We start from the raw sequence: 26304 nt of genomic DNA on the forward strand, positions 1-26304 counted from the left end.
TGCCGACATGGGGGCCCTCGCCGCGCACGTCGTCACGCTGACAACGCTTGGACGCTCGGGGTGTCGCCGGGTGGATGGGAGCCTTGCCGGAAGGCAGACTCCCATCCGTGCAATTCCATACGCATGCGCTGACATTGGCGGGCGTGCCCGCCCTGGCCGTCCACGTGGGCTCGCGCGAGGAGGCGCTGCGCCGGGGCGCGGTGCTCCTCTTCCATGGCCTCGGTGGGTCGAAGGAGGTGCACACGGCGGAGTTGTCCGCCTTCGCCGCGCGCGGCCTCTATGCCGTGGGCCTGGATGCCGTGGGCCATGGCGCCCGGCGCTATGCGGACTTCGACGTTCGCTTCAGCTACACCGACCCGCACCGCCGTGACGAGGAGTTCCTCACGGTGGTCCGTGAGACGGCGAGCGAGGTCCCGGCCCTGCTGGATGCGCTGGTGGGGCAGGGCGCGGACGCCGGGCGGCTGGGCCTCTGCGGCGTCTCGATGGGCGGCTTCATCACCTACGCGGTGGTGCCGCGAGAGCGGCGCCTGGCCGCCGCCGCACCGCTTCTGGCCTCGCCCGAGTGGAGCCTGCCGCTGCCGGAGAGTCCGCACCTGCACCCCGAGCGCTTCTTCCCGGTGGCCTTGTTCAGCCAGAACGCGGGGGCGGACGAGGTGGTGCCCGCCGCGCGGGCGCGCGACTTCCACGCGCGCCTGGAGCCCCTCTACGCACCGGCCCCGGAGCGACTGCGGCATCGCGAGTTCCCCGGCGCCAGGCACATGATGCCGATGCACGACTGGGAGGAGGCCATCCGCGGCGCGGTGGCGTGGATGGACCGCTTCGTCGCCGGGGCGCGGTGAGGGCTACTTCACCTTCAACTCGTGCTCGCCGCCCGGATAGACGAACGAGTCACGGGGCGCGTACCAGCACCACGCCTCCACCTTCTGCAGCGGGTTGGACGGGCGCAGCGCCCACGTCGGATGGTCCGGCGCGAGGAACTCCAGGGACACGAGCTCGAAGCCGGAGGCAATCTCGCCGACGTACGGGTAGTTGCCGGCCATCAGCTTGTTGTCCACCTTCGTCACGTACATGAGCTGGCCGCGCGCCACCGAGGCCACCTGCGAGCCCACGCGCGCCACCGTGCGGATGATGGGGATGCCGTCCACGCGCGTCGTCGCCACCAGCCGCCCATCTTCCAGCTCCAGCGTCGTCGAGCCCGCGGACGCGGGGACGCCGCGCGCGCCCACGTAGTCTCGCACCGCTTGCGAGGAGTTGAGGTAGTGCGTGAAGAAGCGGCCCGGCGTCACGCCGTCCGGCGCCGTGTGGCCCTCGAGGTCCAGGCCCATGTACGTCAGCGAGTACGCGCCGAAGCCCGACGTCTGGTCCGCCGAGTCCACCACGTACTGATTCATGAAGAGGGCGCGGTTGGCCGCGGGCGACAGGCCCTTCGGCAGCAGCGCGGCGGCGGCCTTCGGGTCGGCGGGAATCCAGCTCGAATACAGCATGCGGCTGTTGATGACGAGTTGCGGCGCGGCGAGGTTGCTGGCGGTCATTGACGGCTCCTGTGACGTGGCGCCACCAGCGGCCCTACCGGGCCCCAGCGGCCGGATGAATCCCCTTCAATTCATTCGGAGCGAGCCACACGGACGGGCTGTCGTAAATCGCACCCTCGGGTCGTTTCGTCGTGGCGCGGAGCGTTACAGCGCACGGGTGAGGGTGACGGGGTACGTGCGCCCCTCGCGGTGGATGACGAGCGTGGCCGGGCTGCCCGGTGCGCCCAGCTCGCGCCGACGGGCGTCGCCCGCGTCGAGGACCGTGGCGCCGTCGATGGACTTCACCACGTCGCCAATGCGCAGCGAGGCCGCCGGGCCTGCCTCGGCAATCCAGCTCACCGTGACGTCGTCGCCGCTCATGCCGAAGTAGAGCCCCAGGCGCCCGGACTCCACGCGCGCGGGCCCCATGCGCCAGTCGCCGAGGTCCACCGCCTTGCCGGACATCAGCGTCACCTGCCGGTCCGCGAGCTGTCCGCGCCGGCCCCACGCGATGACCCGGTGCGGGCCTGGTGCGACGTCCTCCACGCGGAAGCGTCCATCCGCTCCGGCAGGGGGCGAGAAGACTCCGTCCACGTCGACGAACCCGCCCGCGATGGGCGCGCCCGAATCGTCCACGAGGCGCCCTGACAGACTGCCTCCGGCTTCGACGACGACGTCCACCTGCGTGGCGGAGCCGGCGGCGACGGTGGCCTCCGCCTTGCCCGCGCGGCCATCCGGAAGCGTGGCGGTGAGCGAGACCTTCCCAGCCACCATGTCGTCGACGACGAAACGGTCCCCCGTGAAGTCGAGCTCCTGGCGGGTGAGGAAGTCGTCGTCGGTGCGGAGGGCAGTCACCACCAGCCGGAAGCCCTCGACGGCGCGGCCTCCCGCCGAGCGCACCGTGCCCGTCAGCCGTCCTCCCGCAGTGAGCTGGAGCGTGACGGCCGTGCGAGACAGCGGCACCGAGGGCAGGTCTCCCCGGCGCCCGCCATTCGTGGCCCACAGGTGCATCGAGGCGCTGCCCAGGCCGTCGGCCACCAGCGTCGCCTGGCCGGAGGCGTCGGTGACTTCCTCCAGCAGGATTTCGTTCTTCCCCGGCTCGCCGCCCATCACCGTCGCGCTGACACTGGGCGCACCATTGGGTTCGAGCACGGTGACGACGATGGGACGGCTCGCCTCGCGCACCTCCAGCTCCACGCGCTTCGTGCCTCCGGCCTCCAGCTCCACGACTTTCTCCTGGTCGCCATTCTGGTTGCCGGTGTCCGTCATCCAAGCGGTGAGCCTGTATTGGCCCGCGCGTACCCGCATGGACCATGCGCCGTCGGGCGTGGCCGCGACCTTCACGGATTCGGAGTAGGGCGCGCCGACCTTCAGCGCGGAGACGGTGACGGGCCTGGGCGGTACGCGGCCTCCTCGGATTCGCACCGTTCCTTCGAACAGCCCTTCTTCGTGGAGCTTGATTCGAACGCGGCTCGTCTCGCCCGGAGAGACCTTGACCATCTCGCGGCCATTGGGCTCGCTGCCGGGACGGCGGGCGGACACGAACACCTCTCCCGGGGGCAACCCTTCGAGCGTGAAGTTGCCCTGCGCGTCCGTCACCGTGACGAGCGCGCCCTCCAGCGGCGCCATGCGCCAGCGCGTCTCGGGCGTGACATGGATTCCGGCCACCGGCTTCTCGGCCTCGTCCACCACCGTGCCTTCGATGCGGCCGTAGGCCTCCAGCTCGGCGACGAGGTCGAAGCGCTGGCCGTCGAGGACGGTGACGCCGCTTCGCGACCACTTCTTGAAGCCGCGCGCCCGCACCGTCACCGAGTACATCCCCGGCGCGAGCGAGCCCGCCTCGAAGCGGCCGTCCTCGCCGGAGATGGCGCCGGCGACCTCCGTGGGGTCCGCGTCGAGGCTGAGGGTGAGGGCGCCCGGAGTGACGGAGACCGCGGCACCTGCGATGGCTTCGCCCGAGCCCTTGCGCCGGACGACTCCCGCGAGCGAGGCCGACGCGCCCAGGCGGATGCGCACGTCGCGCACCGTCATCCCCGCGCCGACGGTGACTCGCGACGGGGCCGAGCCCGTCTGGGCTCCCTGTCGCGCGGCCACCTGGTACACCCCGGGAGGCACGTCGAGCGAGAAGCCTCCGCCCTCGCTCGTGTCGGTCTCCACCGCGTCCCCCGTGCCCGAGGCGATGACGCGTGCGCCCGCCGCGGGCTTGCCGTCGGGCAGCTCGACGAAGCCCTCGATGAAGGCTGAGCCCTCCAGCTCGACGGTGAGCCCGGAGGAGGGCACGTGGACGCGGCTGATTCGCCTGGGCGCATGGCCCGGCGCGCGGGCGTCCAGTTGGTATTCGCCGGGCGCGAGCCCCTGGACGCGGAAGTCGCCGCGCCCATCGCTGGTGGTGGTGTGGCGTTCCTCCTCCGGCATCGACGCGTTCATGGAGAAGGCGGTGGGCCGCATGAGGTCACTGCTCGAGGTGCGCGGCGTCAGCGTGAGCTCCACGAGGGGCACGGGTGTCCGTGAGCCGCGCTCCACGGTGACGCCGTCGAGCGTGCCTCCCGCGTCGAGCGTGAGCCGCACCGAAGTCACGGCTTCGCCTCGAGGGCGTGTGACGTGGGTGCGCGCGGTGGCGAAGCCCTCCGCCCGTGCGGTGACGAGGTAGTTCCCCGGACGCGCGGGCAGCACGATGACGCCCGCGTCGTCGGTGACGCCGTCGCCCGCGAGGAACCAGCCGGGCTTCCCCGCGCGGGTGCCGCCGAGGCCGTGCAGGTAGAGCGTCACGCGTGCGCCCTTCGCGGGCCCGGTGGCGGAGCGCACCTCCGCGCGCAGGGTGCCTTCCTCCTCGCGCATCGGCTCTTCGACGCGGGGCGTTCCTCCTTCGGTGGCGGAGGTTTTCATGGCCTCGGACGAGTTCGTGCTGCCTGGGGTACCTGGCAGGGGGCGCTCGACCAGGACATTGGCGGAGTGGGGGGCGGCCTGGGAGGAGGTGGAGCCGTGGGTGTCAGACCTGCTGGACCACCAGAGCCCGGCCCCGATGAAGGCCGCAACCATTGCCACGAGGACGAGTGCGTTCCGCTTCATTCCGCCTCCTGAAGCCAGCATCGCGAGGAACGGCCGCATGACAGCGGACATCCTGTTCGGGTTCCGAGCATTCGCCACCTGATTGCGCAAAGGCAAATGCCCCGGCGCGGGCGCGTCATCGATGCTCGAACGGTCCGTCGTGCATGAGTCCGATAATCGTGCCCGGAGTGGACCGGGTGTGTGGGCGCTGTGAATTTTGGTCTACCCTCGCGCAATGGCGGTGAATGTCGTGGCGTGGGCGGACCCGGTCCGTCAGCCCGAGCCGGGCCGGCTGCGGGCATGGCACCTCGTGTGTCCGTCGGACTCGCTCCGGCGTGGGCAGGTGAGGGGCTTCAACCTCGGCGGGAGGGAGTTGGTGCTCTTCCGGGGGCAGGGCGGCGGTGTGCATGCACTGTCCGCGCACTGCGCGCACATGGGCACGCACCTCGCGGGTGGCACCGTCGTCGGTGACTGTCTCCGCTGCCCGCTGCACCACTGGCGTTTCGACGGCAGTGGTGCGTGTCAGACAGACATGGGCGGACGGCCCGGGCAGCGACCGTTCCCCGTGGTGGAGCGCTTCGGCGCCATCCTCGTCTTCAACGGGCCGGTGGTCCTCGCTCCTCCGCCGGAAGTGGGGGCCTCGGACCTGTCGTGGCGCACCGGCCCTGAGGTCATCGTGCGCTGTGACTGGCTGCCGCTGGTGGCCAACTCCTTCGACATCGAGCACCTGCGCACCGTGCACCACCGTGAGCTCTGGGATACGCCCGAGCTGGAGCGGGTGGACCCATTCACGCTGCGCCTGCGCTACACGTCGCGCGTCACCGGCTCCGGGCCCAGTGACTGGCTGATGAAGACGCTGTCCGGCAATCGCATCCGCGTCACCATCACCGTGCATGGCGGGACGCTCCTCTCCGTGGAGAGCGACCTTGGCCGGACTCGGAGCGCGCTGGTCGCCGGCTTCCGCGAGACGCCCGAGGGCATGTCCGTGCGGCTGGCCTTCGCCGCTCGACGGGGACGAATCCCAGGCATGGACCGGCTGTCGCTCGCGGTGGCTCGGTGGCTCTTCACGTCGTTCCTGCGCAGGGATTTGTCCGTGCTCCACGGCATGCGCTTCAACGCGGCCGGCGCGGCGGAGGACCCCATCCTTCGCCAGTTGATGACCTTCACCGCCAGCCTCCCCGAGGACCGCGATGACGAGCGAGGGTAGGGGAACGCCCATCCCAGCCCGGCTCAACGTCGTGCTCCTGGCCTCGGCGATGGCCGTTTGCGCAGGGTGCCTCTGGTTGGCCTCTCATGCGGGCTCGTGGGCCGTGCGTTTGTTGGCAGCGGTGGTGTTCTCGTTCGTGAACAACACCGTGTTCTCGCTGCTCCACGAGGCGACGCATGGAGTGCTGCACCCGTCGCGCCGCATGAATGACGGACTGGGGCGTTTGGCGGCGACGCTGTTCCCCACGTCCTTCACCATGCAGCGGGCCTTCCACCTCAACCACCACCGGCACAACCGGACGCGGCTGGAGCAATTCGACTACTTCCGGCCCGGCGACAACCGCTTCCTCAAGCGCGCGCAGTGGTACTCCATCCTCAGCGGGCTCTACTGGGTGTTCGTGCCGGTGGGCGCGGTGGCCTTCGCACTCGTTCCCGGCTTGCTGCATCGGCTGCGTGGCACGGGGACGCGGTATGGGGAACAGACGGGGGCGGATGCGTACCTCGGGCGACTGGAGGAGGCGCCAGGGGCTTTCATCCGGTGGGAGGTGCTGCTGGCGGTGGGAGTGCAGGGCGGGCTCGCGGTGGCGCTGGACCTGTCCGTGATGGGATGGGCGCTGTGCTACGCGGCCTTCGCCATCAACTGGAGCGGGCTCCAGTACGCGGACCATGCGTGGTCTCCGCTGCATGTGCGTAATGGCGCGTGGGATTTGCGCGTGGCCGCGCCGGTGCGGTGGATGTTCCTCAACTACCACTACCACCGCGCGCACCATCGGCATCCGCAGGTGTCGTGGCTCTACCTGGAACGCTACGTGGACCCGGGTGTCCCACGGCCGTCGTTCCTGCGTGTCTGGCTGTCCATGTGGCGTGGGCCCCGGCCGTTGCCCGCGACGGTGGAGTCCAGTCTGGTCCCGCATGAGGAGCCGTTGGCTGTTGCGGTGGAGGAGCGATGAGCCCTGGTCCTTCGCGAGCTGCTTCGTCGCACGTGATGCGGGAGGAGCGATGAGCGAGAGCCCCTCGCTGTTCGGTGTGCCCCGACGAGAGGAGTTGCTGCTCACCGGCTCGCTCGCGCTCGGCTTCGCCTTCTTCTTCCTCGCCGTGTACGGCGGCGCGAGCTGGGTGACGGGCTTCTATTCCGGCGGCCTCCGCGTGGACCTGCCCTTCGAGCGGCACCTCCCATTCATCCCCGCCTGGGCCGCCGTCTACGTGAGCATGGACGTGCTCCTGCTCCTGTCCCTGTTCGTGTTCCGCACGTGGAAGGACATGGTGCCTTTCGCGCTCGCGCTCTGTGCTGAGACGGTGGTGGGCGCGGTGGTCTTCGTGGTGCTCCCGGTGGAGGTCGCCTGGCCCGCGCGTGTCGTGCAGGACGGCTGGGCCGGCATCTTCTTCGTGGCCGATACGATGAACCTGGAGCGCAACTACCTGCCATCGCTCCACGTGGCCTTCGCGTGCACGGCCGCGCTGGCCTATGCGGAGCGTTCGGGGTGGTTCGCACGACTCCTGTTCGGACTGTGGGCTGCGGCCATCGCCGCGTCCACGCTGTTCATCCACGAGCACCACCTGGTGGATGTCGTGGCTGGCGCGCTGCTCGCCTGGGGGACGTGGCGCTTCGTCGCGCCTCGGGCTCGCCGTGAGGACTTCCTGGCTGCGCTCCGCGTGGAGGCCCTCTGTGCTCGCGAGCTGTACCGCTTCTCCCGCCGGCACCTGCGCTATGCGCTGATTGCCCTCGCGCTCTACCGGTACTCGCTGGGCCGGTGGTGGCGCGCCGCCCGCGTGGCGCGGGTGGGGTTCTGCTTCCTCCAGCTCGTGGACGACGTGCTGGATGGAGACCGCACCGTGGATGGCGAGCCGCTCGACTGGGTGGACGCGCTGCTCGCGGAGCTGAAGACGGGACGCGGGCGGGACACCGGCACTTCCGCCACGCTGGGGCAGGTGCAGGTCACGAAGCTGGAGTCAGGACGCGGGCGGGACACCGGGACCGCTGCCACGCTGGGGCACGTGCTGCTCGACAGCCTGGAGTCTCCGGAGGCACGGGCCAACGTCTTCGCCCTCATGCGCACCATGCGCGGGGACCGCGAGCGGGTGAGCGAGCAACGGTGGCTCTCCGCCGCTCAGCTCGTCGCGCAGCACCGAGACACCTTCCGGCTGTCGGTGGACCTGATGCTCTACGTGGCCGGAGCCGACGTGCGTGCCTCGGACGTGCCGGCGCTGATCGACGCTTTCTGCTGGTGCTCCACGATGCGCGACCTGCGCGAGGACCTGGAGGCCGGGCTCTACAACGTGCCGGCCGAGGTGGCGGAAGAGGTGCGGGCCGAGGGCGTGGACCCGACCGACTGCGACGCCCTGCTGGCCAGGAACGCGGGGCGCGCGTGGGTGTTGGCGGAGTACGCTCGCGCCCGCGTCCTGCTGGACCGCTCCGCCGAGGAGCTGTCCGCCCTCGAAGGACGCACCGGCGTCCCGCTGCTGCGCCTCTTCCACCGCTCCATCGAGGGCTTCCGCGCAAGGCGGCTGCCCCGCCGCCTGCCGTTCCTTCGCGAGCCCGCGAGCGTCAGACCGTGGCCTTCTGGCGCCGAGTCATCCGGCCCACGATGAAGCCCGCGAGGAGCGCGCCCAGCGTCGCGACGGTGATGAAGATGCCGCCGTAGTACTTCAGCTTCCCGAGCAGTGGGTTGTCGAACACGTTGGTGGAGTAGTGGAAGGCGGCAATCCGCCACTGGTCACCCTCGCGCAAGAGGGTGCACGTCCACCGGCCGTCGATGACGATGTCCGTGCCGTCCGTGAGCACGTAGTGGTCCTTCGACGAACCCCAGGCGACGCCCGTGTTGCCATAGAGGTGCGTGAGGTCATCCACCTCGAACTTCGCGGTGATCTTGTCCACCACGCGGTTCGGCCCGCTCATCATCTCGTCGTAGTACGCGCGGATGGCGTCCTTGCCCATGCGCACGTCGTTGTTCATGGTGGTGAAGACGACGTCCGGGGTCAGGTGGGACAGCAGCCGGTCCACGTCCTGCTTGTTGAGCGCGTCCTCCATATCCTGCTTGAGGGCGCGCAGCGCGTTGTGCGTGGCCTCCACGTCCGCGGGAGTGCCGCCGGCCGCGACATCCTGGGCCCGGCCGGGCGCCGCGAGAAACAAGAGCAGCAACGCCACCACACCGCCGAGGGTCCGCGTCATGAGGCCTCCTGCCTGCGAGTGGCCGGAGCATCCTCGAAGCTGCGTGCGGGAGGAAGACTTCAGAGGTCGCGGCTACCGCCCCTGGATGCAAGAAGACTTGGAGCCGGGCCAGGATGCACACCGTTCCTGCCATGGACCTGCCCGCGCTTGCCCTATGCTGCGCTCCGGAAGGTCGCGAGGCCTCGTCGGAACCCGCCTCCCGGAGCGCCCGCTTGAGCACCCGGAAACCCACGAAGAAGACCCGCCGGACCCCGGCTCGCGTGCCGTCGCGCAGTCTCGCCGCGGCGCTCGGCCCCACCGTGCCCATGGTGGTGGGGATTGGCGCCTCCGCCGGCGGGCTGGAGGCATTCAACGAGCTGCTGCTGTACCTGCCCGAGCGGACGGGCATGGCCTTCGTGCTCGTGCAGCACCTGTCCCCCGAGCACGAGAGCAACCTGGCGTCCCTTCTGTCCCGGGCGACTCCGCTGCCCGTCGTCGAGGCCCGCGACGGCGAGCGGCTCCAGCCCGACCACGTCTATGTCATTCCTCCAGGGGTGCTCCCCGCGCTCCGGGACGGCGTGCTGCGCTTCACCCGCCGCCCGCGAGGGCCCGGACTCCCCCGGGTCATCGACCACTTCCTGGGCTCGCTCGCGCGCGAGCTGGGGCCCCGCGCGGTGGGTGTCGTCCTCTCCGGAACGGGCTCGGATGGCACGCGGGGGTTGATGGCCATCCAGGCCGCCGGGGGCGCCACGCTCGCGCAGGCGCCCAGCTCCGCCCGCTTCCCCGGCATGCCCCAGAGCGCCTCCTCCGAGGGCGCCGTCGGACGCGAGCTGCCGCTGAAGGAGCTCGCGCGGGCGCTCGCCTTCCTGGGCCCCCGGCACGAGCCGGCCCCATCCCCCGCGCCCGAAGAGCCGGACTTCGCGAGCGAGCCCGAGGCCATGGCGCGCCTCTTCCAACTGCTGAAGGCCGCCGGCGGCGTGGACTTCTCCCAGTACAAGCCCACCACCATCTACCGCCGCCTCACCCGGCGGATGCTCCATTGCCGGATGTCGCAGCTCCCGGACTACGTCACCTGGCTCGAGTCCCACCCCGCCGAGCTGGATGCGCTCCGGCACGACCTGCTCATCCACGTCACCAGCTTCTTCCGCGACCCGGAGACCTTCGAGGCGCTCGCGCGCGACGTCATCCCCGAGCTGCTCCACCGGCGCGACTCCAACGCGCCGCTGCGCGTCTGGGTGCCCGGCTGCGCCACCGGAGAGGAGGCGTACTCGGTGGCCATCTGCTTCCTGGAGGCGATGGCCGGCATCACCCCGGCACCGGGGCTGCAGGTGTTCGCCACGGACCTGAGCGAAGCCGCCATCGAACGTGCGCGCGCCGGCTTCTACCCGGACTCCATTACCGACCACGTCTCGCCCGAGCGCCTGCGCCGCTTCTTCGTGAAGGTGGACGGGGGCTACCAGGTGGCCAAGCGGGTGCGCGGCCTGTGCATCTTCGCGAGGCAGGACCTGGTGAGCAATCCGCCCTTCTCGCGGATGGACCTCATCAGTTGCCGCAATGTCTTCATCTACCTGGGCCCGGCGCTGCAGCGGAAGGTGCTGGCCACGCTCCACTACGCGCTCAACCCTCGCGGCTTTCTTGTGCTCGGGTCCTCGGAGTCGGTGGGCCCCGCGTCGGACCTGTTCTCCCTGCACGACAAGCGGCACAAGGTCTACCGGAAGAAGGGCGTCACGCCGCGGTCTGGCTTCTTCCTGTCTCGCGTGGAGGCTCCGCACCCGCAGCACGCCGAGGCGTTTCCCCCCGAGCTGGCGGTGGCGGCGCCGGACCCGCAGCGGGAGGCGGACCGCATCGTCCTCGCCCAGTACGGGCCTCCCGGCGTCATCGTCAACGACGCGCTGGAGATCATGAACTTCCGCGGCCACACCGGCGCCTACCTCGAGCCGATGCCGGGCGCGGCGAGCCTCCAGCTCCTGAAGATGGCGCGCGAGGAGTTGTCGCTGGAGCTGCGCGCCGCGCTGAGGCAGGTGAAGCGGCAGGGCAGCCGCGTGCGGCGCGAGGGCATCCGCCTGAGCGAGGGCTCGCGCGAGCGGCGAATCAACATCGACGTGCGCCCGCTGCGGGCTTCCTCCGGCGGCCACGAGCGCTATTTCCTCATCCTCTTCGAGGAGGCGCCCGAGCCGCCTTCCCGCGCCGAGGCCCCGCGCGTGCGCGGCGTGAAGGGCCGCGTCCCCCCGGAGGTGCGGCAACTGCGCGAAGAGCTGGCCGCCACGCGCGAGCACCTGCAGGCCGTCCTGGACGACCAGGAGACCGCGCACGAGGAGCTGCGGGTCGCCAACGAGGAGTCCCAGTCCACCAACGAGGAGCTGCAGAGCACCAACGAGGAGCTGGAGACGGCCAAGGAGGAGCTCCAGGCCACCAACGAGGAGCTGACCACCGTCAACGAGGAGCTGGAGAGCCGCAACCAGGAGCTGAGCCAGGTCAACAGCGACCTCAACAACCTGCTGGGCAGCACCCATATCGCTACCGTGATGGTGGGCGGTGATTTGCGCATCCGCCGCTTCACGCCCATGGCGGTGTCCCTGCTGAAGCTGTCGCCGGGCGATACGGGGCGGCCCCTGGTGGACGTCCACTCCCCGCTGCTGCCCGCGGACCTGGGGGCCGCCATCACCCAGGTGACGGAGACGCTGGCCACCATCGAGCGCGACGTCCAGGACGCAGAGGGGCACTGGTTCCAGCTCCGGCTGCGCCCCTACAAGACGGTGGAGAGCCGCATCGAGGGCGCGGTGGTGACGGTGTTGGACGTCGACCGGCTCAAGCGCAGCCTCGAGGAGTCCCAGCAGGCGAGGGAGCTGGCGCACGCCATCCTGGACACGCTGCGCGAGCCGTTCCTCCTCCTGGACGGTGCCCTGCGCGTGGTCTTCGCCAACCCCGCCTTCTACCAGGCCTTCCAGGTGTCGCGGGAGCAGACCCAGGGCCGCCGCGTCTACGAGCTCGGCAACGGTCAGTGGAACATCCCCCGGCTGAGGGAGCTCCTGGAGGAAATCCTCCCCCGGGACTTGTGGCTGCGGGACTTCTCCGTCGAGCACGCCTTCGAGAACATCGGGATGCGGCGGATGCTCCTCAACGCGCGGAGGCTCATCGGGGAGAGCTCGGCCCCGGGGCGCATCCTGCTTTCCATCGAGGATGTCACGGGCAGGACGTAGGGCGGTCGGGCAGGAGCCGGGGGGGATGGCCCCCCGGGGCAGGCCAGGGTACACCCGTGGATGTTGTTCCTGCCCTGGGGGGGTGGATGAGCCACTTCGCACAGATGTCGAAGGCCGAGCTGGTCCGCGCGCTGGAACAACTGGAGCCCGTCCTGGTGGCCCGGGACGCGCTGTCCGCCACGGTGCAGGACCTGCAACGCCATCAGATAGAGCTGGAGATGCAGAACCGCGCGCTGCGCGAGGCGCAGCAGGCGCTGGAGCAGTCCCACCACCGCTACGTGGACCTCTATGACTTCGCCCCGGTGGCGTACCTCACGCTGGACGCGCGCGCCTGCATCCAGGAGCTGAACCTCACGGCGGCGGAGCTGTTGCGCCAGGAGCGCTCGCGGCTCGTCGGCCGGCCCTTCGTGTCCTTCGTCGAGGGCGCGGACGTGGGCCGCCTCCTCCAGCACGTGCGCCGCTGCCTGGCGGAGGGAGGGGCGGGGAGCCTGGAGCTGAAGCTGCGCATCGCGGGGACGCGGGCGGACGTCAGGCTCCACACCGCGCCCTTTCCGAGCGGAGCGCCGCAGGGCGGTCAGGTGTGCCGGGTGGCGATGGTCGACATCACCGAGCTGCGGGAGGCGCAGACGAAACTGGCGCTCGCCGAGCGGCTGGCCTCGCTGGGCACGCTGGCGGCGGGGGTTGCGCACGAGCTGAACAATCCGCTGGCCTTCATCGCCCAGTGCCTGGAGCTGGCCCGGCTTCGGTTGGGGGAGGGCACCCTGGGGGCCGCGCGGAGCGAGGTGCAGGACCTGCTCGTGGACGCGGCGGTGGGCACCGAGCAGCTTCGCACCATCGTGCGCGACCTGCACACCTTCGCCCGCGCGGAAGAGGACCACCGGGAGCGGGTGGACGTGCGCGAGGTGCTGGGGCGCTCCGCCCGGATGGCCCAGGGGGAGATCCGCCACCGCGCGAGGCTGGTGCGGGACGAGGCGGAGGTGTCCCCGGTGCTGGCCAACGAGGGGCGGCTGGGACAGGTGTTCCTCAACCTGCTCGTGAATGCGGCGCGCGCGATTCAAGAGGGGCGCGCGGACCAGAATGAAATCCGCGTCACCACACGGAACGAGGGCGAGTCCGTGGTGGTGGAGGTGCGCGATACCGGTCAGGGAATCCCCCCGGAGCGGCTGGCCCGCATCTTCGACCCGTTCTTCACCACCCGGCCAGAAGGGCAGGGGCTGGGGTTGGGGCTCAGCATCAGCCAGAGCCTGGTGTCGCGCATGGGCGGCGAGCTCACGGTGGAGAGCGAGCTGGGACGGGGCAGCCTCTTCCGCGTCCGGCTGCCGGCGGCGTCCGCCGAGCACGTTTCGCCCATCCCGCTTCCGCCGCGCCGGCCCCTGCGCCGGCCCACCCGGAGGGGGCGCATCCTCATCGTGGACGACGAGCCGAAGCTGGCGTTGACGCTGGGAATGCTGCTCGAGGAGGCGCACGAGGTGACGCGCTGCCTGAAGGCCCGGGACGCGCTGGAGCTCATCCGCGCCGGGCCCCTCTTCGATGCCATCCTCTGCGATTTGATGATGCCGGAGATGACCGGGGAGCAGCTCTTCGAGGCGGTGAGCGCCACGCAGCCGGAGCAGGCGCGCAGGATGATCTTCATGACGGGTGGGGCCTTCACCACGGGCGGCCAGGACTTCCTGGAGCACGTGAAGAACCCGCGGCTCATCAAGCCCTTCCGGGTGGACGAGCTGGAGGCGATGCTCGCGCTGATTGTGGGCTGAGTCCGAGGTCGCCGCCGGCCCGTTGATTCGGGCCGGACACGGCGCCGCGCCCGGGGGCAATTACCCCGTCCGGGGGGCGCGCCTATCCCTCTGCACTCGGAGGTGTGACATGGCCATGACGGACCGTCCCGCGACGCTCGTGCTCTCGGGTGGTGGCGCGAAGGGGGCTTTCCAGGTGGGCGCCGAGCGCGTCCTGCGCGAGGTGCACGGGTTCCAATGGGAGCGCGTCTTCGGTGTCTCGGTGGGCGCGCTCAACGCCGCGATGCTCGCGCAGAATGCCTACAAGGAACTGAACGACATCTGGCTCAACATCCGCGAGTCGGACGTGTACCGGAAGTTCCCCTGGCCCGTCATCGCCCTACGCATCGGCCTGCTGCGCAAGCTGGGGCTCTATGACGCCTCGCCGCTGCGCGACCTGATTTATCGATACGCCGCCGGCCGCCCCTTCGTGGTGCCCGCGCACGTGGGCCGCGTGTCGCTGGTGTCCGGCCTGTACGAGCAGGTGTCCAGCGACTCGAAGGAGTTCCTGGACGCCGTGTGGCAGAGCGCCACCATGCCCGTCATCTGGGAGCCCATCGGCACCAACGCACTGGTCGACGGCGGCCTTCGTAACGTCACGCCGCTCGGGGATGCGCTGGAGTTCGGGCCGACGGAGATTGTCGTCATCGGCTGCTCCTCGCCGAAGATTGAACCGGTGAAGCCCCCGTCCACCATCCTCGACGTGGCGAAGCGGGCGCTCACCGACATCACCATCAACGAAATCCTGTTCAACGACGTGGACGAGTTCATCCGCATCAATGACCTCGTCCGCCAGGCATACGACGAGGGCATCACGCTGCGCCGCCCCGACGGCACGCCGTATCGCTACTGCCGCATCACCGTCATCCAACCCGCGAAGCCGCTGGGCGACACGCTCGACTTCTCGCCGGAGATGATTCGCATGCGCATGCGGCATGGCGAGGAGATGGCCCGCTCCGCCATGCAGCCCTCGGGTGTGGGGCCGGGCGAGCGCATGTCGCCGCAGGTGGGGCCGTACTCGGTGCCCCCCCTGCATGCGTAGCCGCCTTCAGGGCGCGAAGTCGAAGAGGGTGACGACGGGGTAGTGGTCCGAGCCGCCCGTCTCCAGCACCCGTGCACCGGACAGCGTGAGCCCCCGTCCGAGGATGTGGTCGATCTCTGTATTGATGATGGGGCTGAACAGCGGGAAGTTCGCGGGCCACGTCGGGCCGCAGCTCGCGTCCGGTCCATCGCAGGCATGCGTGAAGCCCGCGGCGGCGAAGGACTTCATCGCGTCGCCCCCGCGCGTCTCGTTCATATCGCCGAGCAGCAGCAGCGGCAGCTTCTCCTTCGCGTAACGCTCGACCAGTGCCTTGCCCTGCTTGTCGCGCAGGTTGGCGTTCTTCGGAAGGGACTCCAGCAGGCTTTCGTCCTTCCTGTGCTGCGCGCCCGGCGCCATCAGGTGCACGCACACCACCTTGAGCCGGTGCCCGTTCACGAGCACGTCCGCCTCCATCGCGGGCATCTTGTGGGGCCGCTGGGGAAAGACCTCCGTACGCAGCAGCTTGTGCCGGGTGGCGATGCCCACGCCCCAGGTTCCTCTTCTGGGCTCGAACCTCCGCTGCGAATACTCCTTGCCCAGCCGCCGCTCGAAGGACCAGGCGAAGCGAGGTGTCAGTTCCCGCAGACAGAGGACATCCGGCTTCGCCATCTCGATGACGTCGACGGACTTCTCCACGTCCGCAAACGAGGCGGAGTAGAGGACGTTGTACGTCATGGCCTTGTAGGGCGCCGGGGCAGGCGCGGGCCCGCTGCCACAAGCGGCGAGGAGCAGGAGCGCCGCGAGACGTGGGATTCGCATGGGGCTCGCCGGCATTGCAAGGCCGGGACCGGAAGCCGTCACCGACTCGCGCGGCAAGGCCGGGGCGTGGAGCCGTCACAGCTCACGCGGCAGGACGGCAACGGTTGTGGCTCGCGGTACGCAACGTGTGGCTGGAGGAACGCGGGAGGAGGGGAGGTTGCATGCTCGTGGTGGCCCCTCTGTAGGATGTGGTGAGTCGCTCCCGGCACGAGAGGTCTGATCACGTCATGCGTTCCCCGTCCGAGGTCGAAGCGTCCCACGGCGACTTGATGGACCGCATCACCTCGCTTGCTCGCGAAGCCTCGACGGCGACGGACCTGCGCCGGCCGGACATGGTTGGAGCCCTCAACGCGCTCATGGACGGTCTGCCCGCGGAAGCGCGCAACGAGGAGACCGCCACCCGGCTCGAACAGCTGCTGGAGGACGGTCACCTGGATGGGCTCCGGGACGGTGACGGGCAGTCGTCCAGCATCGTGGCCACGCGGGCCCTGCTGAGCCTGGGCCACCCCCACGCCCTGCGCGTGTCTCCGGAGCGACTGGATGCCCTGCGTCGCTGGGAGCGACGGATGCTACCGGTGCCGTGGTTCAAGCTGTCCGTCACGCTCTTCTTCGCGGCCTTCATGCAGCTCGTCTTCGTGGCGATGGGCGACGAGCCCCGGCAGTACTGGCTCGACACCATGGACCCCGGGGGCAACGCGCCCAGGCTCGTCATGGAGTTGGAGTACTGGCTCCACGTGGCGGGCGGACCGCTCATGGCCTCCGGTCTGATGCTGGCCAACGGTGTTGGCTGGCTCGCGGCCATCACGGCGGGCCGGTACATGAAGGTCCGCCCGTGGGTCCGCCGGGGCTTCTTCACCGTCGCGGCGCTGGGGCTGCTGCTGGGCGTGATGCACTTCGGGGGTGACGCCACGTCCGTCGGGGTTGGCGCCTGTGTCTCCGCCGCGGGAGCGCTGGCGGCGGGGCGGATGTTGCGCTCTCCGGAAGCGTGACGTCACGGAAGCCGTGAGGCGTTCCACACCAGTCCGGTCAGCACCGGTGGGCGGATGGGAATCGGCTGGCTGTAGCCGTGGCAGACGACCTCCAGGTGGTTGCCGGACGGGTCGTTGAAGTACAGCGAGGCCTGCCCCGGGAAGCCGAGCTGCAGCGGGCCCTCCGTCGGCACCCCGTGTGACTCCAGCCGTTGCTTCCACTTCAGCATGTCGCCCGGCGGCACGCGGAACGCGAGGTGCGGGTGTCCCTGCGTCACCCCGGGCTGCCCATTGCGCTGGAGGAACAGGTCCACGCGCGTGGTGCCGCCCAGGTACAGCGACACGTGGTAGGTGCCCTCGCCGTCGTTCTCCGCGGGCGGACGTCCGAACCGTTTCAGCGCCGCCGCGTCAATCGTCATCAGGTGCGCCGCGCCCAGCACGTCGCAGTAGAAGCGCCGCGCCTCGGCCAGGTCCGTCACCGGAATCGTGACGTGGTCCAGGTCTCGAAGCCGCAGCCGCCCGAGCCCCGCCAGCGTTCGCCGCGTCCGCAGCGACCACGTCCGGGCCCCGAAGCCGAGAGCGATCATCCGATTGCGCACTGCAACCAACATGGTGCCTCCCTTGTTCAATCAATTGATTGATTGAAAGTAGAGGCAATGCCGGGATTCCGTCAAGTGGGGTGCGAGGTCCGCTCGACCCTCCGCATTCGCGCTGGTAGATCGCCCCGGATGAAGCGAGCGACTCCAGGCCGGCCCGTGAAGCGCGAGCCGGCCACCGAGCCCGGTGACCAGCGGCGCATCGAGCTGCTCGAAGCGGCCTACGTCCTCATCGCAGAGAAGGGGTTGGAGGGCCTCCGCACGCGTGACATCGCGGCGCGCGCCGGGGTCAACATCTCCACGCTGCACTACTACTTCGGCACGAAGGAGGCGCTCATCGTCGCCGTCGTGGACCACGTCCGCGACAAGTTCACCGCGCCTCCAGCGGGACGCCGCGGCGAGGCGCCCTCATGGGACGCGAGCCCGACGCTGCTCTCGCACCTGGAATCCGCGTGGCGCAGCTTCCAGAACGACGCGCACCTGTCCACGGTGCTCCAGGAGTTGGTGGTCCGGGCCAGCCGGGACGCCGCCGCCCGAGCGGCCTTCAAGGCGCTGCACCTGTCGTGGAACAGGATGGTCGAGGACCTGCTGCGTGCCGAGGTGGAGCAGGGCCGCCTGCGCGCGGACCTGGACGCACAGGCGGGAGCGCGCATCGTCACGTCCTTCATCATGGGCGCGATGATGCAGCTCGGCGTGAATCCGAAGGCGTTCGACTACGCCACCCTCGCGGAGGAGCTGGAGCGCTGGGCCGGAAGCTCCGGCGCTCCCCGCCGCTGACGTGCCGCTTCAGGCGCGGACAATCTGCACGTTGAAGTCGGGCGTGCCGAGCGCCCCGTAGAGCCGGAGCCACAGGAACATGTGGCCCTCGGTGGCGCGCGCCCCGGAGATGTCCCCCAGGTCGACGACGCGCTTCCAGCCGAAGCCCTCGGTGAGGAGCTGTGTCACCTGCTTCTTCGCGCCCGCGTCGTTGCCAGCAACGAAGATGTCCGTGGGCGCGGACAGCCTGCCCGGGTCCACCATGACGCCGACGGTGACGGTGTTGAGGCTCTTCACCACCTTCACGTCCGGGAAGGCACGCTGGAGCTGCTCGCCCAACGAGTCCGTGTTGCAGACGGAGAGGGTGGGCGGGAAGCCCTTGGAGAAGTCGAGCGGGTTGGACACGTCCACCAGCACCTTGCCGTTCAGGTTCCCCGCGCCCGCGAGCTTCAGCGCCTCCAGCGAGGCCGTGCCGGCGGTGCAGTTGAACACCAGCTCCGCGAAGGCGGCCGCGTCCGCGAAGGTGCCCTGCGACGCCCTCGCGCCGGCCTTCTTCGTCCACGCCACCGCCTTCTCGTGGTTCGCCGTGCGCGAGCCCATGCGCACCTCGTGGCCCAGCTCCACCAGCTTGCCGCCCAGCGTCTCGCCGACGGTGCCCGTGCCCAGAATCGCAATCTTCATGAGGTCCTCTCCTGCTTCGCGGTTGGCGCCAACCTAACCGTCAACCGCACGCGCTTCGAGCACCCGGAAGTTGAACCATCGTCAACTCCTGGTTGACAATCCGCGCCCATGGACCTGTTCGCGGGCGTCCTGGCCTTCCGGCTGGTGGAGGTGCTCGCGGCGCATTCCGCGGAAGGGCCTCCCGTCCACGCCCTGTGCCTTCCCGGGCGGCAGTCCGTGCCCCGGGTGCAGGCGCTGCTGAAGCTCCTGTCGGAGGAACTGCGACCCGGGGGCCGCGCGTAGTCGGGAACCTTTCAGTGCCCTGGCGCGTCCAAGGACTGGAGCCGGGGCCTACCAGGTGGCGGGCACGCCATCCTGCTTCGCATGCCCCGGCCGCACCGGTGCCTCCGGATTGACGTCCGGGGGCTCGCCCGACGCGGCATGGGCCGGCGTGTCCGGGCGCTCCGCCGGTGCGTCGTTGATTTCCTTGTAGAAGCGCCTGCCGATGAAGACACCGAGCACCAGCGACACCACGAGCCCCACCGCCGACACGAGCGTCATCACCGTGCGGCCCTGGGCCAGCCCGCTGCCGAACTGCGCCGTGAGGAAGGTGCCGGGAATGGTGCCCAGCATGACGCCCGCGAGCAGGGGCCACAGCCGCGCGCCGCTGGCCGCCGCGGCCACCAGCATGACGTCGGTGGGACACAGCGGGTTGATGCAAGCCATCAGCGCGAAGAGGAAGTCGTGGCGCCGCGCGGCCCGCACCAGCGCCGGATATCTGCCGCCAGCCAGGCGCATCATCGGCCGGGTGCCCAGCTTGCGTGCCAACCCGAAGAGCAACATGGCAGACAGGAAGCTGCCCGTTAGTGAATAGAGGGTCGCTGCGAGCGTCCCGAACATCATCCCGCCCACCGCGGTCAGGAGCTGACCGGGGAGCAGCGTCACCGGGCGGACCGCGAGGAAGGCGACGTAGGCGAGGGGAGCTGCGTCGCCGAAGGGCTCCAGGACGGACGCGATGCGCTTCTGGTCGATGAAGTCCGGACCCAGGAGCCGCAGCATGACCAGTCCTCCCACCGAGACGAGCATCGGTGCCAGGACCCGGAGCCAACTCTTCGCCGACTGCGCCACGCCGTGCCTCCCCCGCGGCCGGATCGCCGGACGCGCCGTTGGCAGAAGGTGGGAGGTGGAGCGGGAATCGGCAATGTGCGGTGAGATGTTTTCAACAATGGAGCGTCCTGGCGGACGGGCCACTGCCCGGCATGGATGCTCGGCAGGCGCACCCAAGCCTTCGAAATCCCTCGGGTTTTGGTGTGGCGTGTCAGGCGTGAACGGCTGGCGGTGTACGGAGCTTGCTTGCATCGGGGCGCTTCCGTCCCAAGGTTTCAGGCAAGGGGCACCGAGGCGAGGGACGGGTGGCAGTCACGAGAGGAGATGGCGACATGTCGGACAAGGACAACAAGGGCAGCATGACGGTGGCCGAGGCAGGCCGTAAGGGCGGTGAGACTGTCCGCAACGAGCGCGGCCGTGAGTTCTACGAGACCATCGGCCGCAAGGGCGGCGCGACGGTGAAGGCCGAGCGGGGCCGCTCGTTCTACGAGGAGATCGGCCGAAAGGGCGGCGAGACGGTGAAGGCCGAGCGCGGCGCCAAGTTCTACGAGGAGATCGGCAAGAAGGGTGGTGACCGGGTGAAGGCCACCCGCGGGCCGAACTTCTACGAGGAGATCGGCCGCAAGGGCGGGCAGAAGGTGAAGAAGCTCATCGAGGAGGGCAAGCGCGCGGCTCGCGCGGCGATGCAGCCCCCCGCCGGTGAGGGCCCGCAGGAGGGCGCGGCGCCCAGCACGCCTCCAGCCTCCGAGCCGGCCGGCCAGGGCCCGGGCAACGAGTAACGTGGCGCCAGGCGCGCGGACCCGGTAAGACGGCCGCGTGTACCTGGTCATCACGTTCCTCGAACAGTTGGAGGGGACCGAGCGGGCCATCCGCCGGCTCCGGGAGTTTGGGATTCCGGAGCCGTTGGTGGTGCGCGCCCGGAGCGCAGCGGCTGCGCTGTCCGCTGAGGTGCCCGTGTTCGCGGGCCTTCGCAGCCTCGCGCTCGGCGCGGACGAGGACCGTGTCCTCTTGGTGAGCCTGCTGCCCGTCGCCGCCGCCGAGGAGGTGGAGCGGCTGGTGCAGCGTGTGCAGTTGGAAATGGATGCGGACGACCCGCCCATGGGACGCCTGGTCGCCCTGCCGGTGATCTCCGCGCCCACGCACCGGCGCTCGTGACGCGAGGCACGGGGCGGTGTAAGCACGTCTCGTGCAAGCGCTGCTCGTCCTCCTCTCCATCGCGGCGCTGTCGCTGCTCGCCTCCAGCCGGGTGCTGGACCCCGGGCGTTTCCCGGCATTGGCGAGGCTGGCGGCCAGCGGCTTCCTGTTCCTGCTCGTGGGCATCTTCCTGGGCCCGTCCATGGTGGGGCTGCTCACCGCGGGCAACCTGGAGAGCCTGCGTCCGCTGACGGCGCTCGGCCTGGGTACCGCGGGCGTCATCCTCGGGCTCAACCTGGAGCCCCGGCTGCTGAGGCTGTTGCCGCGGCCGGTGTACTCGGCGGCGCTCGCGCACGCGGGCACGGCCTTCCTGTTCGTGGCGCTGCCGCTGCTGGCGCCGCTGCTCTGGGCCTTCAAGCTTTCCTCGCAGTCGGCCTTGGGGGCGGCGGCGCTGCTGGGCGCGGCGGCGAGCCTGTCCTCCGGCCACTTCGCGGTGCTTGCGTACCGCGCCGGACGCATGGACAGGGCGCGGGGGCTGGGCGTGGCGCTGCTCACCATGCTGGATGACGCGGTGGGGCTGGGCGTGCTGGCGCTGGCACTGGTGCTGGGCGCGGCGAGCCACCTGGGCGAGGGGCTGGGGCTGGTGTGCCTCGCGGTGCTGATGGGCGTCATGTGCGGGGCGCTGCTGGCCTTCCTGACGCACTCGCTGAAGGACCTGGCGGAGCTGACCACGGTGACGCTGGGCGGGGTGGCGCTGGTGGCGGGCGCGGCGGCGTACCTGCGCGTGTCCGCGCTGCTGGCGGGCGTGGCCTGCGGCGCCACGCTGGCGCTGGTGGGTGGGCGCACGGCGGAGCGCGCGTCGCGCGCGCTGGGGCGGGTGGAGCGGCCCGTGTTCCTGGTGCTGGTGTTCCTGGTGGGCTGCGGCGTGCACGCGCGGGACTGGGGTGCGTGGGCGCTGGTGCCGGGCTTCGTGGGGCTGCGCTTCCTGGGCAAGGTGCTGGGCGGGAAGCTGGCGCAGCGGCTCGCCGGAGGCGCGCTGGAGCTGCCGCCAAGGCTGGGCTACGCGCTGATTGCCCAGGGCGGCCTCGCGCTGTGCCTCGTCGCCGAGTACGGGATGCTGGTGCCCGGCGGGCTGTCGCAGCGCGTGCTGGACGTGGTGGTGGTTGGCGCGGTGGCGAATGAGTTGCTCGCCGGCCAGGCCTTCCGTCAGGTGCTGGGGGCCGCCCCGGCGCCCGCGCGCGCGGCACCTCAGCCGGACGTGGGGGTGGCGACATGAAGGGCGCCGTCATCCGCCTCGTGCTGCTGGTGGGGCTGCTCGCCATCATCAGCCGGGCCCAGATGCTGCGCGCGGACGCGGGTACGCCGGTGACGCTGGCGGCGGGCGCGCTGCTGTTGTGCGGCCTGTTCGCGGGGAAGGTGGCCAAGGGCCTGGGGCTGCCCCGACTCACGGGCTACCTGCTGGTGGGCGTGGCGGTGGGGCCGTACGCGCTGGGCTTCATCCCCAACGCGGGCGTGAAGGGGCTGGAGCTGGTGAAGGGGCTCGCGGTGAGCCTCATCGCGCTGGTGGCGGGCACGGAGCTGAGGCTGGGGCTCATCCGCCAGGTGGGCACGCGGGTGGCCCTGCTGTGCGCGGGCGTTTGCGGGCTGACGTTCGTCGTGTGCTTCGGGGCGCTGTTCGCCTTCAAGCCATTGCTGCCGTTCATGGCGTCCATGACGGTGGCGCAGGCGCTGGCGGTGAGCGCCCTGGTGTCCACGGTGGTGGTGTCATTCTCGCCCACCGTCACCATCGCCATCGTCCAGGAGACGAGCGCGCGCGGCACCTTCACCGAGTTCCTCATGGCGTTGGTCATCATCGGCGACCTCCTGGTCATGGTGGCCTTCGCGCTGGCGGCGGGCGTGACGAAGGCGAGCTTCGGCGGCGGCCTGGACGTGGCGGAGCTGCTGGGCGGGGTGGGGTGGGAGCTGTTCGGCTCGGTGGGCGTGGGCTGCGTGCTGGCGGTGGCGGTGCTCGTCTACATGCGCGGCGTGAAGCAGGAGCTGCCGCTGTTCCTGGTGGGCCTGTCCTTCGCGGCGGCCGAGGGCGGCGCGCGGCTGCACCTGTCTCCGCTGCTGGTGTCCCTGGCGGCCGGGGCCCTGGTCGCCAACCTGGACGAGCGCGCCGGCGAGCGCATCCACCATGCGATTCAGCAGGCGGGCCTGCCGGTGTTCGCGCTCTTCTTCGCGGCGGCCGGCGCGGGGTTGAAGCTGGACGCGCTGGTGACGGTGGGGCCGGTGGCGCTGCTGCTGGTGGCGCTGCGGGGCGTGGCCATCTGGTTCTCCTGCCGCCGGCTCGCGCCCTCGGATGACCCGCGCCTGCGCCGCTACCTGTGGATGGGACTCATCTCCCAGGCGGGCGTCACCTTCGGGCTCGCGGCGCTGGTGTCGCGGACGTTCCCCACCTTCGGCCCGCAGGTGGAGGTGTTGATTGTCGCGATGATTACCGCGCACGAACTGGTGGGCCCGGTACTTACGCGGCGGGCGCTGGCCGCCAGCGGGGAGATCCGCACGGACGAGGCGCCCGGAACGGCGTAGGCTGATTCGCATCTCAGTTGGCAGGACTGGAAGACACGGAGACATCGATGGCCGCACCCATCCTCGAGGTGGACATGGAGCACCCGTCGCCGCGCCACGTGCAGCGCGCGGTGGAGGTGCTCGAGCGCGGCGGGCTCCTGGCCTACCCCACGGACACGTACTACGGCCTGGGGTGCGACCTGAGCTCGAAGAAGGGCATCGAGCGGCTGTTCCAGCTCAAGGGCCGCGACAAGAAGAAGCCGCTGTCCTTCCTGTGCCCTGACTTGTCGGACGTGGCGCGCTACGCGCATGTGAGCAACTTCGCGTACCGGACCATGAAGGGCCTCACTCCGGGTGCGTTCACCTTCATCATGGAGGCGACGCGGCTGGTGCCCGATTTGATGATGACCAAACAGAAGCAGGTGGGCATCCGCGTGCCGGACGCTCCGTTGGTGCGCGAAATCGCGCGGACGTTGGGCCGCCCTCTGGTGACCACGTCGGCGACCAATACGGAGGGTGTGCCGCTCACCGACGCGAAGGACATCAAGGCCGAGCTCGGACACGGCCTGGACCTCATCCTCGACGGTGGTGTGACGCTCAACGAGCCGTCCACGGTGATTTCACTCATCGGCGATACGCTTGAAATCCTCAGGCAAGGCAAGGGTAGGCTAGGGGATTGAACCCGACGAAGGGGGGATGCCTTGGTTCAGGGGGGAACGGCACCCGGACCCGTTGATTGTCCGGATCAGGTGCCAGGACTGCTCACGCTGTTACTGTTGCTACTGTTCCGCCCGGTGGACCTGCACTACCGGCTGCGGGCCGCGGGCATTCGCGCGCCGGGCGGACGCATCGGTCAGCTCTGGCGTGAGCAGGCCGAGGGAGGCCGGGCCGCGGGCCTCTACGTGAAGCGCTTGTTGCTGGTGCTCGTGGTGGGCTCGCCGCTGATGACGGTGGCGCTGGGGCTGGGGCTCTTCGTCGCGGGGATTCCCCTTCATCGGGGCTGGGGCCTGTCGGCGGTCATCTGCTCGGCGGTGGGGTTGATGCTGGCGCTGGTGTCCGGGCTGGCCACAGGTGTGCTGCTCGGCTCGCTGGCGAGCCTGTCCATGCTGGTGGGGCTGCACGCCACGGCCGGTGGCGCCTTCGGGCCGCTGATGGGCGGCGCGGCCGGGGTGGCGGTGGGCTCGTGCCTGGGCGTGGTGGCGGGGCTGGCGTCGGGGAGCATCGCGAGCCTCTCCGGAGGGCGCGGGCCCTCGGTGGTGCGCGTGCAGGTGGCGGCCATCTTCACGAGCGTGATTCCCATGCTGGTGTGGAGCGCCACATCCACCGTGTCCTTCGCGGGCGCGGTGGCGGCGAGCGCGCTGGTGGCCTTCCTGGTGTGCGCCTTCCGGCTGCCGCTGTACGCGCTGGAGGTGCTGGCGTCGGCGGTGGCGTACGCGGTGGAGCGATGGACCGGGCGGCCCACGCTGCAGTGGGTGCCGGTGCGGCATCACAACCTGAGCTACCTGCCGCACCCGTTCCTGGCGAGGCACCTGGCGCTGGCGGTGCGCTCACGGCCCGCGGAGGTGCTGGCCGTGGCGGATGCGTGCCTGCGCTCGCCGGGCAACATCCTGGTGGGCTGGCCATGGGTGGTGCAGGCACTGGAGGCGGCGTCGGGCGCAGGGGCCGTGGAGCCGCGGAGCTGACCCGACGTTGGGCTCGCGTGACGAGGCCACCAGGCAGTCAGACTGTTGGCCGCTGAGTTGCCTCGGCGCGTGCGTCCGGTACCTTGGCGCCCATGGAAGGGTTGCTCGACGCGTTCATCGCCTTCATCCGCGCGGAGCGCGGGCTGTCCGGCAAGACAGTGGACGCCTACGCCTCGGATATCACCGCGTACTTCGATGACTTGCGCGCGCGCGGCATCGACGACGTGACGCGGGCGAAGCAGGAGGACGTCTCCGCGCACCTGTCCGCGCTGGGAAAGCGCGGCGTGGGCAAGCGCAGCCAGGCGCGCCACCTCGCCGCGCTGCGTGGCTTCCACCGCTTCCTCGTCGCCGAGCGCATGGCCGACAAGGACCCGACCGAGGACCTCGACACCCCGCGCTCGGCGAAGAAGCTGCCCTCGTTCCTCACGCTGGAGGAGGTGGAGCAACTGCTGGCCGCCCCCGACGAGCGCACGTCCACGGGCCTGCGCGACAAGGCCATGCTGGAGGTGCTGTACGCCACGGGCCTGCGCGTGAGCGAGCTGTGCGGCCTGGGGCTCAACGACATCCAGCTCACCGCGGGCTACCTGGTGGCGAAGGGCAAGGGCGCCAAGGAGCGCCTCGTCCCGCTGGGCCGCGTGGCCATCGAGAAGGTGCAGGCCTACCTTGCTGTCTCCCGGCCGGCGCTCATCGGCAAGCGGCAGTCGAAGGCGTTGTTCGTCACGCCTCGTGGCGCGGGCTTCACGCGCCAGGGCTTCTGGAAGCTGCTCAAGCGGTACGCGCTGAAGGCGGGCATCCGCAAGCCGCTGTCACCGCACAAGCTGCGGCACTCGTTCGCCACGCACCTGGTGGAGCGGGGGGCCGACCTGCGCGCCGTGCAGCAGATGCTCGGCCATGCGGACCTGGCCACCACGCAGATCTACACCCACGTGAACAGCGCCCGCCTGCGCTCCGTGTACGACGAGTTCCACCCGCGCAGCGACGTCTTCGTCCCCAAGCCGAAGAAGCGGAAGACGGGCACGTAGGCACTGAAGCCCAGTGATTCCGGTGGGTTGGGACGCGGGAAAATGGCTCGGAAAAGAATTGTGGAAAGGCATGTCGAGAGGCCGGCCCGGGCTCCGACGTAGCG

Annotated in this window: 25 protein-coding genes; 18 read left to right on the forward strand and 7 right to left on the reverse strand. The window is 70.3% G+C overall.

Features of this window, described 5'->3' with window-relative positions; genetic code table 11:
* The first annotated feature begins 107 nt into the window (after positions 1 to 107).
* Positions 108 to 839 (forward strand): alpha/beta hydrolase family protein, encoded by a 732-nt coding sequence (locus tag ACVTJA_RS26625; protein ID WP_465840257.1) that lies wholly within the window; start codon positions 108 to 110, stop codon positions 837 to 839.
* A 3-nt stretch (positions 840 to 842) separates the two neighbouring features.
* Here the strand turns inward: ACVTJA_RS26625 and ACVTJA_RS26630 are convergent, their stop codons facing one another.
* Positions 843 to 1532 (reverse strand): acetoacetate decarboxylase family protein, encoded by a 690-nt coding sequence (locus ACVTJA_RS26630; protein WP_465840258.1) that lies wholly within the window; start codon positions 1530 to 1532, stop codon positions 843 to 845.
* Positions 1533 to 1676: 144 nt separating this feature from the next.
* Entirely contained in the window at positions 1677 to 4397 is a 2721-nt protein-coding gene (locus ACVTJA_RS26635; RefSeq protein ID WP_465840259.1) for a carboxypeptidase regulatory-like domain-containing protein, read from the reverse strand.
* Here ACVTJA_RS26635 and ACVTJA_RS26640 point away from each other — a divergent pair.
* From ACVTJA_RS26640 to ACVTJA_RS26655, 4 genes are all read left to right on the forward strand, one after another.
* Positions 4396 to 4662, forward strand: a complete 267-nt coding sequence (locus ACVTJA_RS26640; protein WP_465840261.1) for a hypothetical protein — start codon at positions 4396 to 4398, stop codon at positions 4660 to 4662. The genes ACVTJA_RS26635 and ACVTJA_RS26640 overlap by 2 nt on opposite strands.
* A gap of 132 nt (positions 4663 to 4794) precedes the next feature.
* Complete coding sequence (locus ACVTJA_RS26645) at positions 4795 to 5766, forward strand: Rieske 2Fe-2S domain-containing protein (protein WP_465840263.1); 972 nt, start codon at positions 4795 to 4797, stop codon at positions 5764 to 5766.
* 103 nt (positions 5767 to 5869) lie between these two features.
* On the forward strand, positions 5870 to 6715 hold the full coding sequence (locus ACVTJA_RS26650; protein ID WP_465840265.1) for a fatty acid desaturase: 846 nt from the start codon (positions 5870 to 5872) through the stop codon (positions 6713 to 6715).
* 49 nt (positions 6716 to 6764) lie between these two features.
* On the forward strand, positions 6765 to 8354 hold the full coding sequence (locus tag ACVTJA_RS26655) for a phosphatase PAP2 family protein (RefSeq protein ID WP_465840267.1): 1590 nt from the start codon (positions 6765 to 6767) through the stop codon (positions 8352 to 8354).
* Here ACVTJA_RS26655 and ACVTJA_RS26660 read toward each other — a convergent pair.
* The gene (locus ACVTJA_RS26660) at positions 8311 to 8934 is read right to left on the reverse strand and encodes an SgcJ/EcaC family oxidoreductase (protein WP_465840269.1); all 624 of its coding nucleotides are present in this window, start codon (positions 8932 to 8934) and stop codon (positions 8311 to 8313) included. The genes ACVTJA_RS26655 and ACVTJA_RS26660 overlap by 44 nt on opposite strands.
* A 212-nt stretch (positions 8935 to 9146) precedes the next feature.
* On the opposite strand from ACVTJA_RS26660, the gene ACVTJA_RS26665 reads away from it, so the two are divergent.
* The 3 genes from ACVTJA_RS26665 (at position 9147) to ACVTJA_RS26675 (ending at position 14927) form a co-directional block, all read left to right on the forward strand.
* On the forward strand, positions 9147 to 12113 hold the full coding sequence (locus ACVTJA_RS26665) for a chemotaxis protein CheB (RefSeq protein ID WP_465840271.1): 2967 nt from the start codon (positions 9147 to 9149) through the stop codon (positions 12111 to 12113).
* An 86-nt stretch (positions 12114 to 12199) separates the two neighbouring features.
* Positions 12200 to 13867 carry a hybrid sensor histidine kinase/response regulator gene (locus ACVTJA_RS26670; protein ID WP_465840273.1) on the forward strand — a complete coding sequence of 556 codons (1668 nt, stop codon included), beginning with the start codon at positions 12200 to 12202 and terminating at the stop codon, positions 13865 to 13867.
* A gap of 109 nt (positions 13868 to 13976) precedes the next feature.
* Entirely contained in the window at positions 13977 to 14927 is a 951-nt protein-coding gene (locus ACVTJA_RS26675) for a patatin-like phospholipase family protein (protein ID WP_465840274.1), read from the forward strand.
* Between the two features lie 6 nt (positions 14928 to 14933).
* On the opposite strand, the gene ACVTJA_RS26680 is transcribed toward ACVTJA_RS26675, so the two are convergent.
* A complete protein-coding gene (locus ACVTJA_RS26680; RefSeq protein WP_465840276.1) occupies positions 14934 to 15725 on the reverse strand; it encodes an endonuclease/exonuclease/phosphatase family protein in 792 nt (263 codons plus the stop codon).
* Positions 15726 to 15952: 227 nt separating this feature from the next.
* On the opposite strand from ACVTJA_RS26680, the gene ACVTJA_RS26685 reads away from it, so the two are divergent.
* A complete protein-coding gene (locus ACVTJA_RS26685) occupies positions 15953 to 16714 on the forward strand; it encodes a hypothetical protein (protein WP_465840277.1) in 762 nt (253 codons plus the stop codon).
* Positions 16715 to 16716: 2 nt separating this feature from the next.
* On the opposite strand, the gene ACVTJA_RS26690 is transcribed toward ACVTJA_RS26685, so the two are convergent.
* Positions 16717 to 17304 carry a VOC family protein gene (locus ACVTJA_RS26690; protein WP_465840279.1) on the reverse strand — a complete coding sequence of 196 codons (588 nt, stop codon included), beginning with the start codon at positions 17302 to 17304 and terminating at the stop codon, positions 16717 to 16719.
* A gap of 117 nt (positions 17305 to 17421) precedes the next feature.
* Here ACVTJA_RS26690 and ACVTJA_RS26695 point away from each other — a divergent pair, with 117 nt between their 5' ends.
* Positions 17422 to 18066: a TetR/AcrR family transcriptional regulator gene (locus ACVTJA_RS26695; RefSeq protein ID WP_465840280.1), complete on the forward strand. Its 645-nt coding sequence runs from the start codon at positions 17422 to 17424 to the stop codon at positions 18064 to 18066.
* Between the two features lie 9 nt (positions 18067 to 18075).
* On the opposite strand, the gene ACVTJA_RS26700 is transcribed toward ACVTJA_RS26695, so the two are convergent.
* On the reverse strand, positions 18076 to 18726 hold the full coding sequence (locus ACVTJA_RS26700; RefSeq protein ID WP_465840282.1) for an NADPH-dependent F420 reductase: 651 nt from the start codon (positions 18724 to 18726) through the stop codon (positions 18076 to 18078).
* 108 nt (positions 18727 to 18834) lie between these two features.
* On the opposite strand from ACVTJA_RS26700, the gene ACVTJA_RS26705 reads away from it, so the two are divergent.
* Complete coding sequence (locus ACVTJA_RS26705; protein WP_465840284.1) at positions 18835 to 19008, forward strand: hypothetical protein; 174 nt, start codon at positions 18835 to 18837, stop codon at positions 19006 to 19008.
* Positions 19009 to 19056: 48 nt separating this feature from the next.
* Here ACVTJA_RS26705 and ACVTJA_RS26710 read toward each other — a convergent pair whose 3' ends face one another.
* On the reverse strand, positions 19057 to 19791 hold the full coding sequence (locus ACVTJA_RS26710) for a TVP38/TMEM64 family protein (RefSeq protein ID WP_465840522.1): 735 nt from the start codon (positions 19789 to 19791) through the stop codon (positions 19057 to 19059).
* 353 nt (positions 19792 to 20144) lie between these two features.
* Here ACVTJA_RS26710 and ACVTJA_RS26715 point away from each other — a divergent pair, with 353 nt between their 5' ends.
* From ACVTJA_RS26715 to xerD, 7 genes are all read left to right on the forward strand, one after another.
* On the forward strand, positions 20145 to 20591 hold the full coding sequence (locus ACVTJA_RS26715; RefSeq protein WP_465840286.1) for a general stress protein: 447 nt from the start codon (positions 20145 to 20147) through the stop codon (positions 20589 to 20591).
* Positions 20592 to 20628: 37 nt separating this feature from the next.
* Positions 20629 to 20967: a hypothetical protein gene (locus tag ACVTJA_RS26720; protein WP_206727577.1), complete on the forward strand. Its 339-nt coding sequence runs from the start codon at positions 20629 to 20631 to the stop codon at positions 20965 to 20967.
* Positions 20968 to 20998: 31 nt separating this feature from the next.
* Positions 20999 to 22222 carry a sodium:proton exchanger gene (locus ACVTJA_RS26725; protein ID WP_465840287.1) on the forward strand — a complete coding sequence of 408 codons (1224 nt, stop codon included), beginning with the start codon at positions 20999 to 21001 and terminating at the stop codon, positions 22220 to 22222.
* On the forward strand, positions 22219 to 23517 hold the full coding sequence (locus ACVTJA_RS26730; protein ID WP_465840289.1) for a cation:proton antiporter: 1299 nt from the start codon (positions 22219 to 22221) through the stop codon (positions 23515 to 23517). Before ACVTJA_RS26725 ends, ACVTJA_RS26730 begins: the two co-directional genes overlap by 4 nt.
* A gap of 47 nt (positions 23518 to 23564) precedes the next feature.
* Entirely contained in the window at positions 23565 to 24176 is a 612-nt protein-coding gene (locus ACVTJA_RS26735; RefSeq protein WP_465840291.1) for an L-threonylcarbamoyladenylate synthase, read from the forward strand.
* 21 nt (positions 24177 to 24197) lie between these two features.
* On the forward strand, positions 24198 to 25178 hold the full coding sequence (locus ACVTJA_RS26740; protein WP_465840293.1) for a hypothetical protein: 981 nt from the start codon (positions 24198 to 24200) through the stop codon (positions 25176 to 25178).
* A gap of 92 nt (positions 25179 to 25270) precedes the next feature.
* A complete protein-coding gene (gene xerD / locus ACVTJA_RS26745; protein ID WP_465840294.1) occupies positions 25271 to 26200 on the forward strand; it encodes a site-specific tyrosine recombinase XerD in 930 nt (309 codons plus the stop codon).
* The last annotated feature ends 104 nt before the right edge of the window (positions 26201 to 26304 follow it).

Source organism: Pyxidicoccus sp. M6, from assembly GCF_055568925.1.

Excerpts from the sequence above, each read along its gene's own strand:
- ACVTJA_RS26690 (WP_465840279.1), bottom strand. The coding sequence starts at position 17,304 with ATGTTGGTTGCAGTGCGCAATCGGATGATCGCTCTCGGCTTCGGGGCC.
- ACVTJA_RS26715 (WP_465840286.1), top strand. The coding sequence starts at position 20,145 with ATGTCGGACAAGGACAACAAGGGCAGCATGACGGTGGCCGAGGCAGGC.
- ACVTJA_RS26670 (WP_465840273.1), top strand. The coding sequence starts at position 12,200 with ATGAGCCACTTCGCACAGATGTCGAAGGCCGAGCTGGTCCGCGCGCTG.
- ACVTJA_RS26645 (WP_465840263.1), top strand. The coding sequence starts at position 4,795 with ATGGCGGTGAATGTCGTGGCGTGGGCGGACCCGGTCCGTCAGCCCGAG.
- ACVTJA_RS26660 (WP_465840269.1), bottom strand. The coding sequence starts at position 8,934 with ATGACGCGGACCCTCGGCGGTGTGGTGGCGTTGCTGCTCTTGTTTCTC.
- ACVTJA_RS26730 (WP_465840289.1), top strand. The coding sequence starts at position 22,219 with ATGAAGGGCGCCGTCATCCGCCTCGTGCTGCTGGTGGGGCTGCTCGCC.
- ACVTJA_RS26735 (WP_465840291.1), top strand. The coding sequence starts at position 23,565 with ATGGCCGCACCCATCCTCGAGGTGGACATGGAGCACCCGTCGCCGCGC.
- xerD (WP_465840294.1), top strand. The coding sequence starts at position 25,271 with ATGGAAGGGTTGCTCGACGCGTTCATCGCCTTCATCCGCGCGGAGCGC.
- ACVTJA_RS26700 (WP_465840282.1), bottom strand. The coding sequence starts at position 18,726 with ATGAAGATTGCGATTCTGGGCACGGGCACCGTCGGCGAGACGCTGGGC.
- ACVTJA_RS26695 (WP_465840280.1), top strand. The coding sequence starts at position 17,422 with ATGAAGCGAGCGACTCCAGGCCGGCCCGTGAAGCGCGAGCCGGCCACC.
- ACVTJA_RS26655 (WP_465840267.1), top strand. The coding sequence starts at position 6,765 with ATGAGCGAGAGCCCCTCGCTGTTCGGTGTGCCCCGACGAGAGGAGTTG.
- ACVTJA_RS26635 (WP_465840259.1), bottom strand. The coding sequence starts at position 4,397 with ATGAAAACCTCCGCCACCGAAGGAGGAACGCCCCGCGTCGAAGAGCCG.
- ACVTJA_RS26710 (WP_465840522.1), bottom strand. The coding sequence starts at position 19,791 with ATGCTCGTCTCGGTGGGAGGACTGGTCATGCTGCGGCTCCTGGGTCCG.
- ACVTJA_RS26630 (WP_465840258.1), bottom strand. The coding sequence starts at position 1,532 with ATGACCGCCAGCAACCTCGCCGCGCCGCAACTCGTCATCAACAGCCGC.
- ACVTJA_RS26675 (WP_465840274.1), top strand. The coding sequence starts at position 13,977 with ATGGCCATGACGGACCGTCCCGCGACGCTCGTGCTCTCGGGTGGTGGC.
- ACVTJA_RS26685 (WP_465840277.1), top strand. The coding sequence starts at position 15,953 with ATGCGTTCCCCGTCCGAGGTCGAAGCGTCCCACGGCGACTTGATGGAC.
- ACVTJA_RS26680 (WP_465840276.1), bottom strand. The coding sequence starts at position 15,725 with ATGCGAATCCCACGTCTCGCGGCGCTCCTGCTCCTCGCCGCTTGTGGC.
- ACVTJA_RS26705 (WP_465840284.1), top strand. The coding sequence starts at position 18,835 with ATGGACCTGTTCGCGGGCGTCCTGGCCTTCCGGCTGGTGGAGGTGCTC.
- ACVTJA_RS26640 (WP_465840261.1), top strand. The coding sequence starts at position 4,396 with ATGGCCTCGGACGAGTTCGTGCTGCCTGGGGTACCTGGCAGGGGGCGC.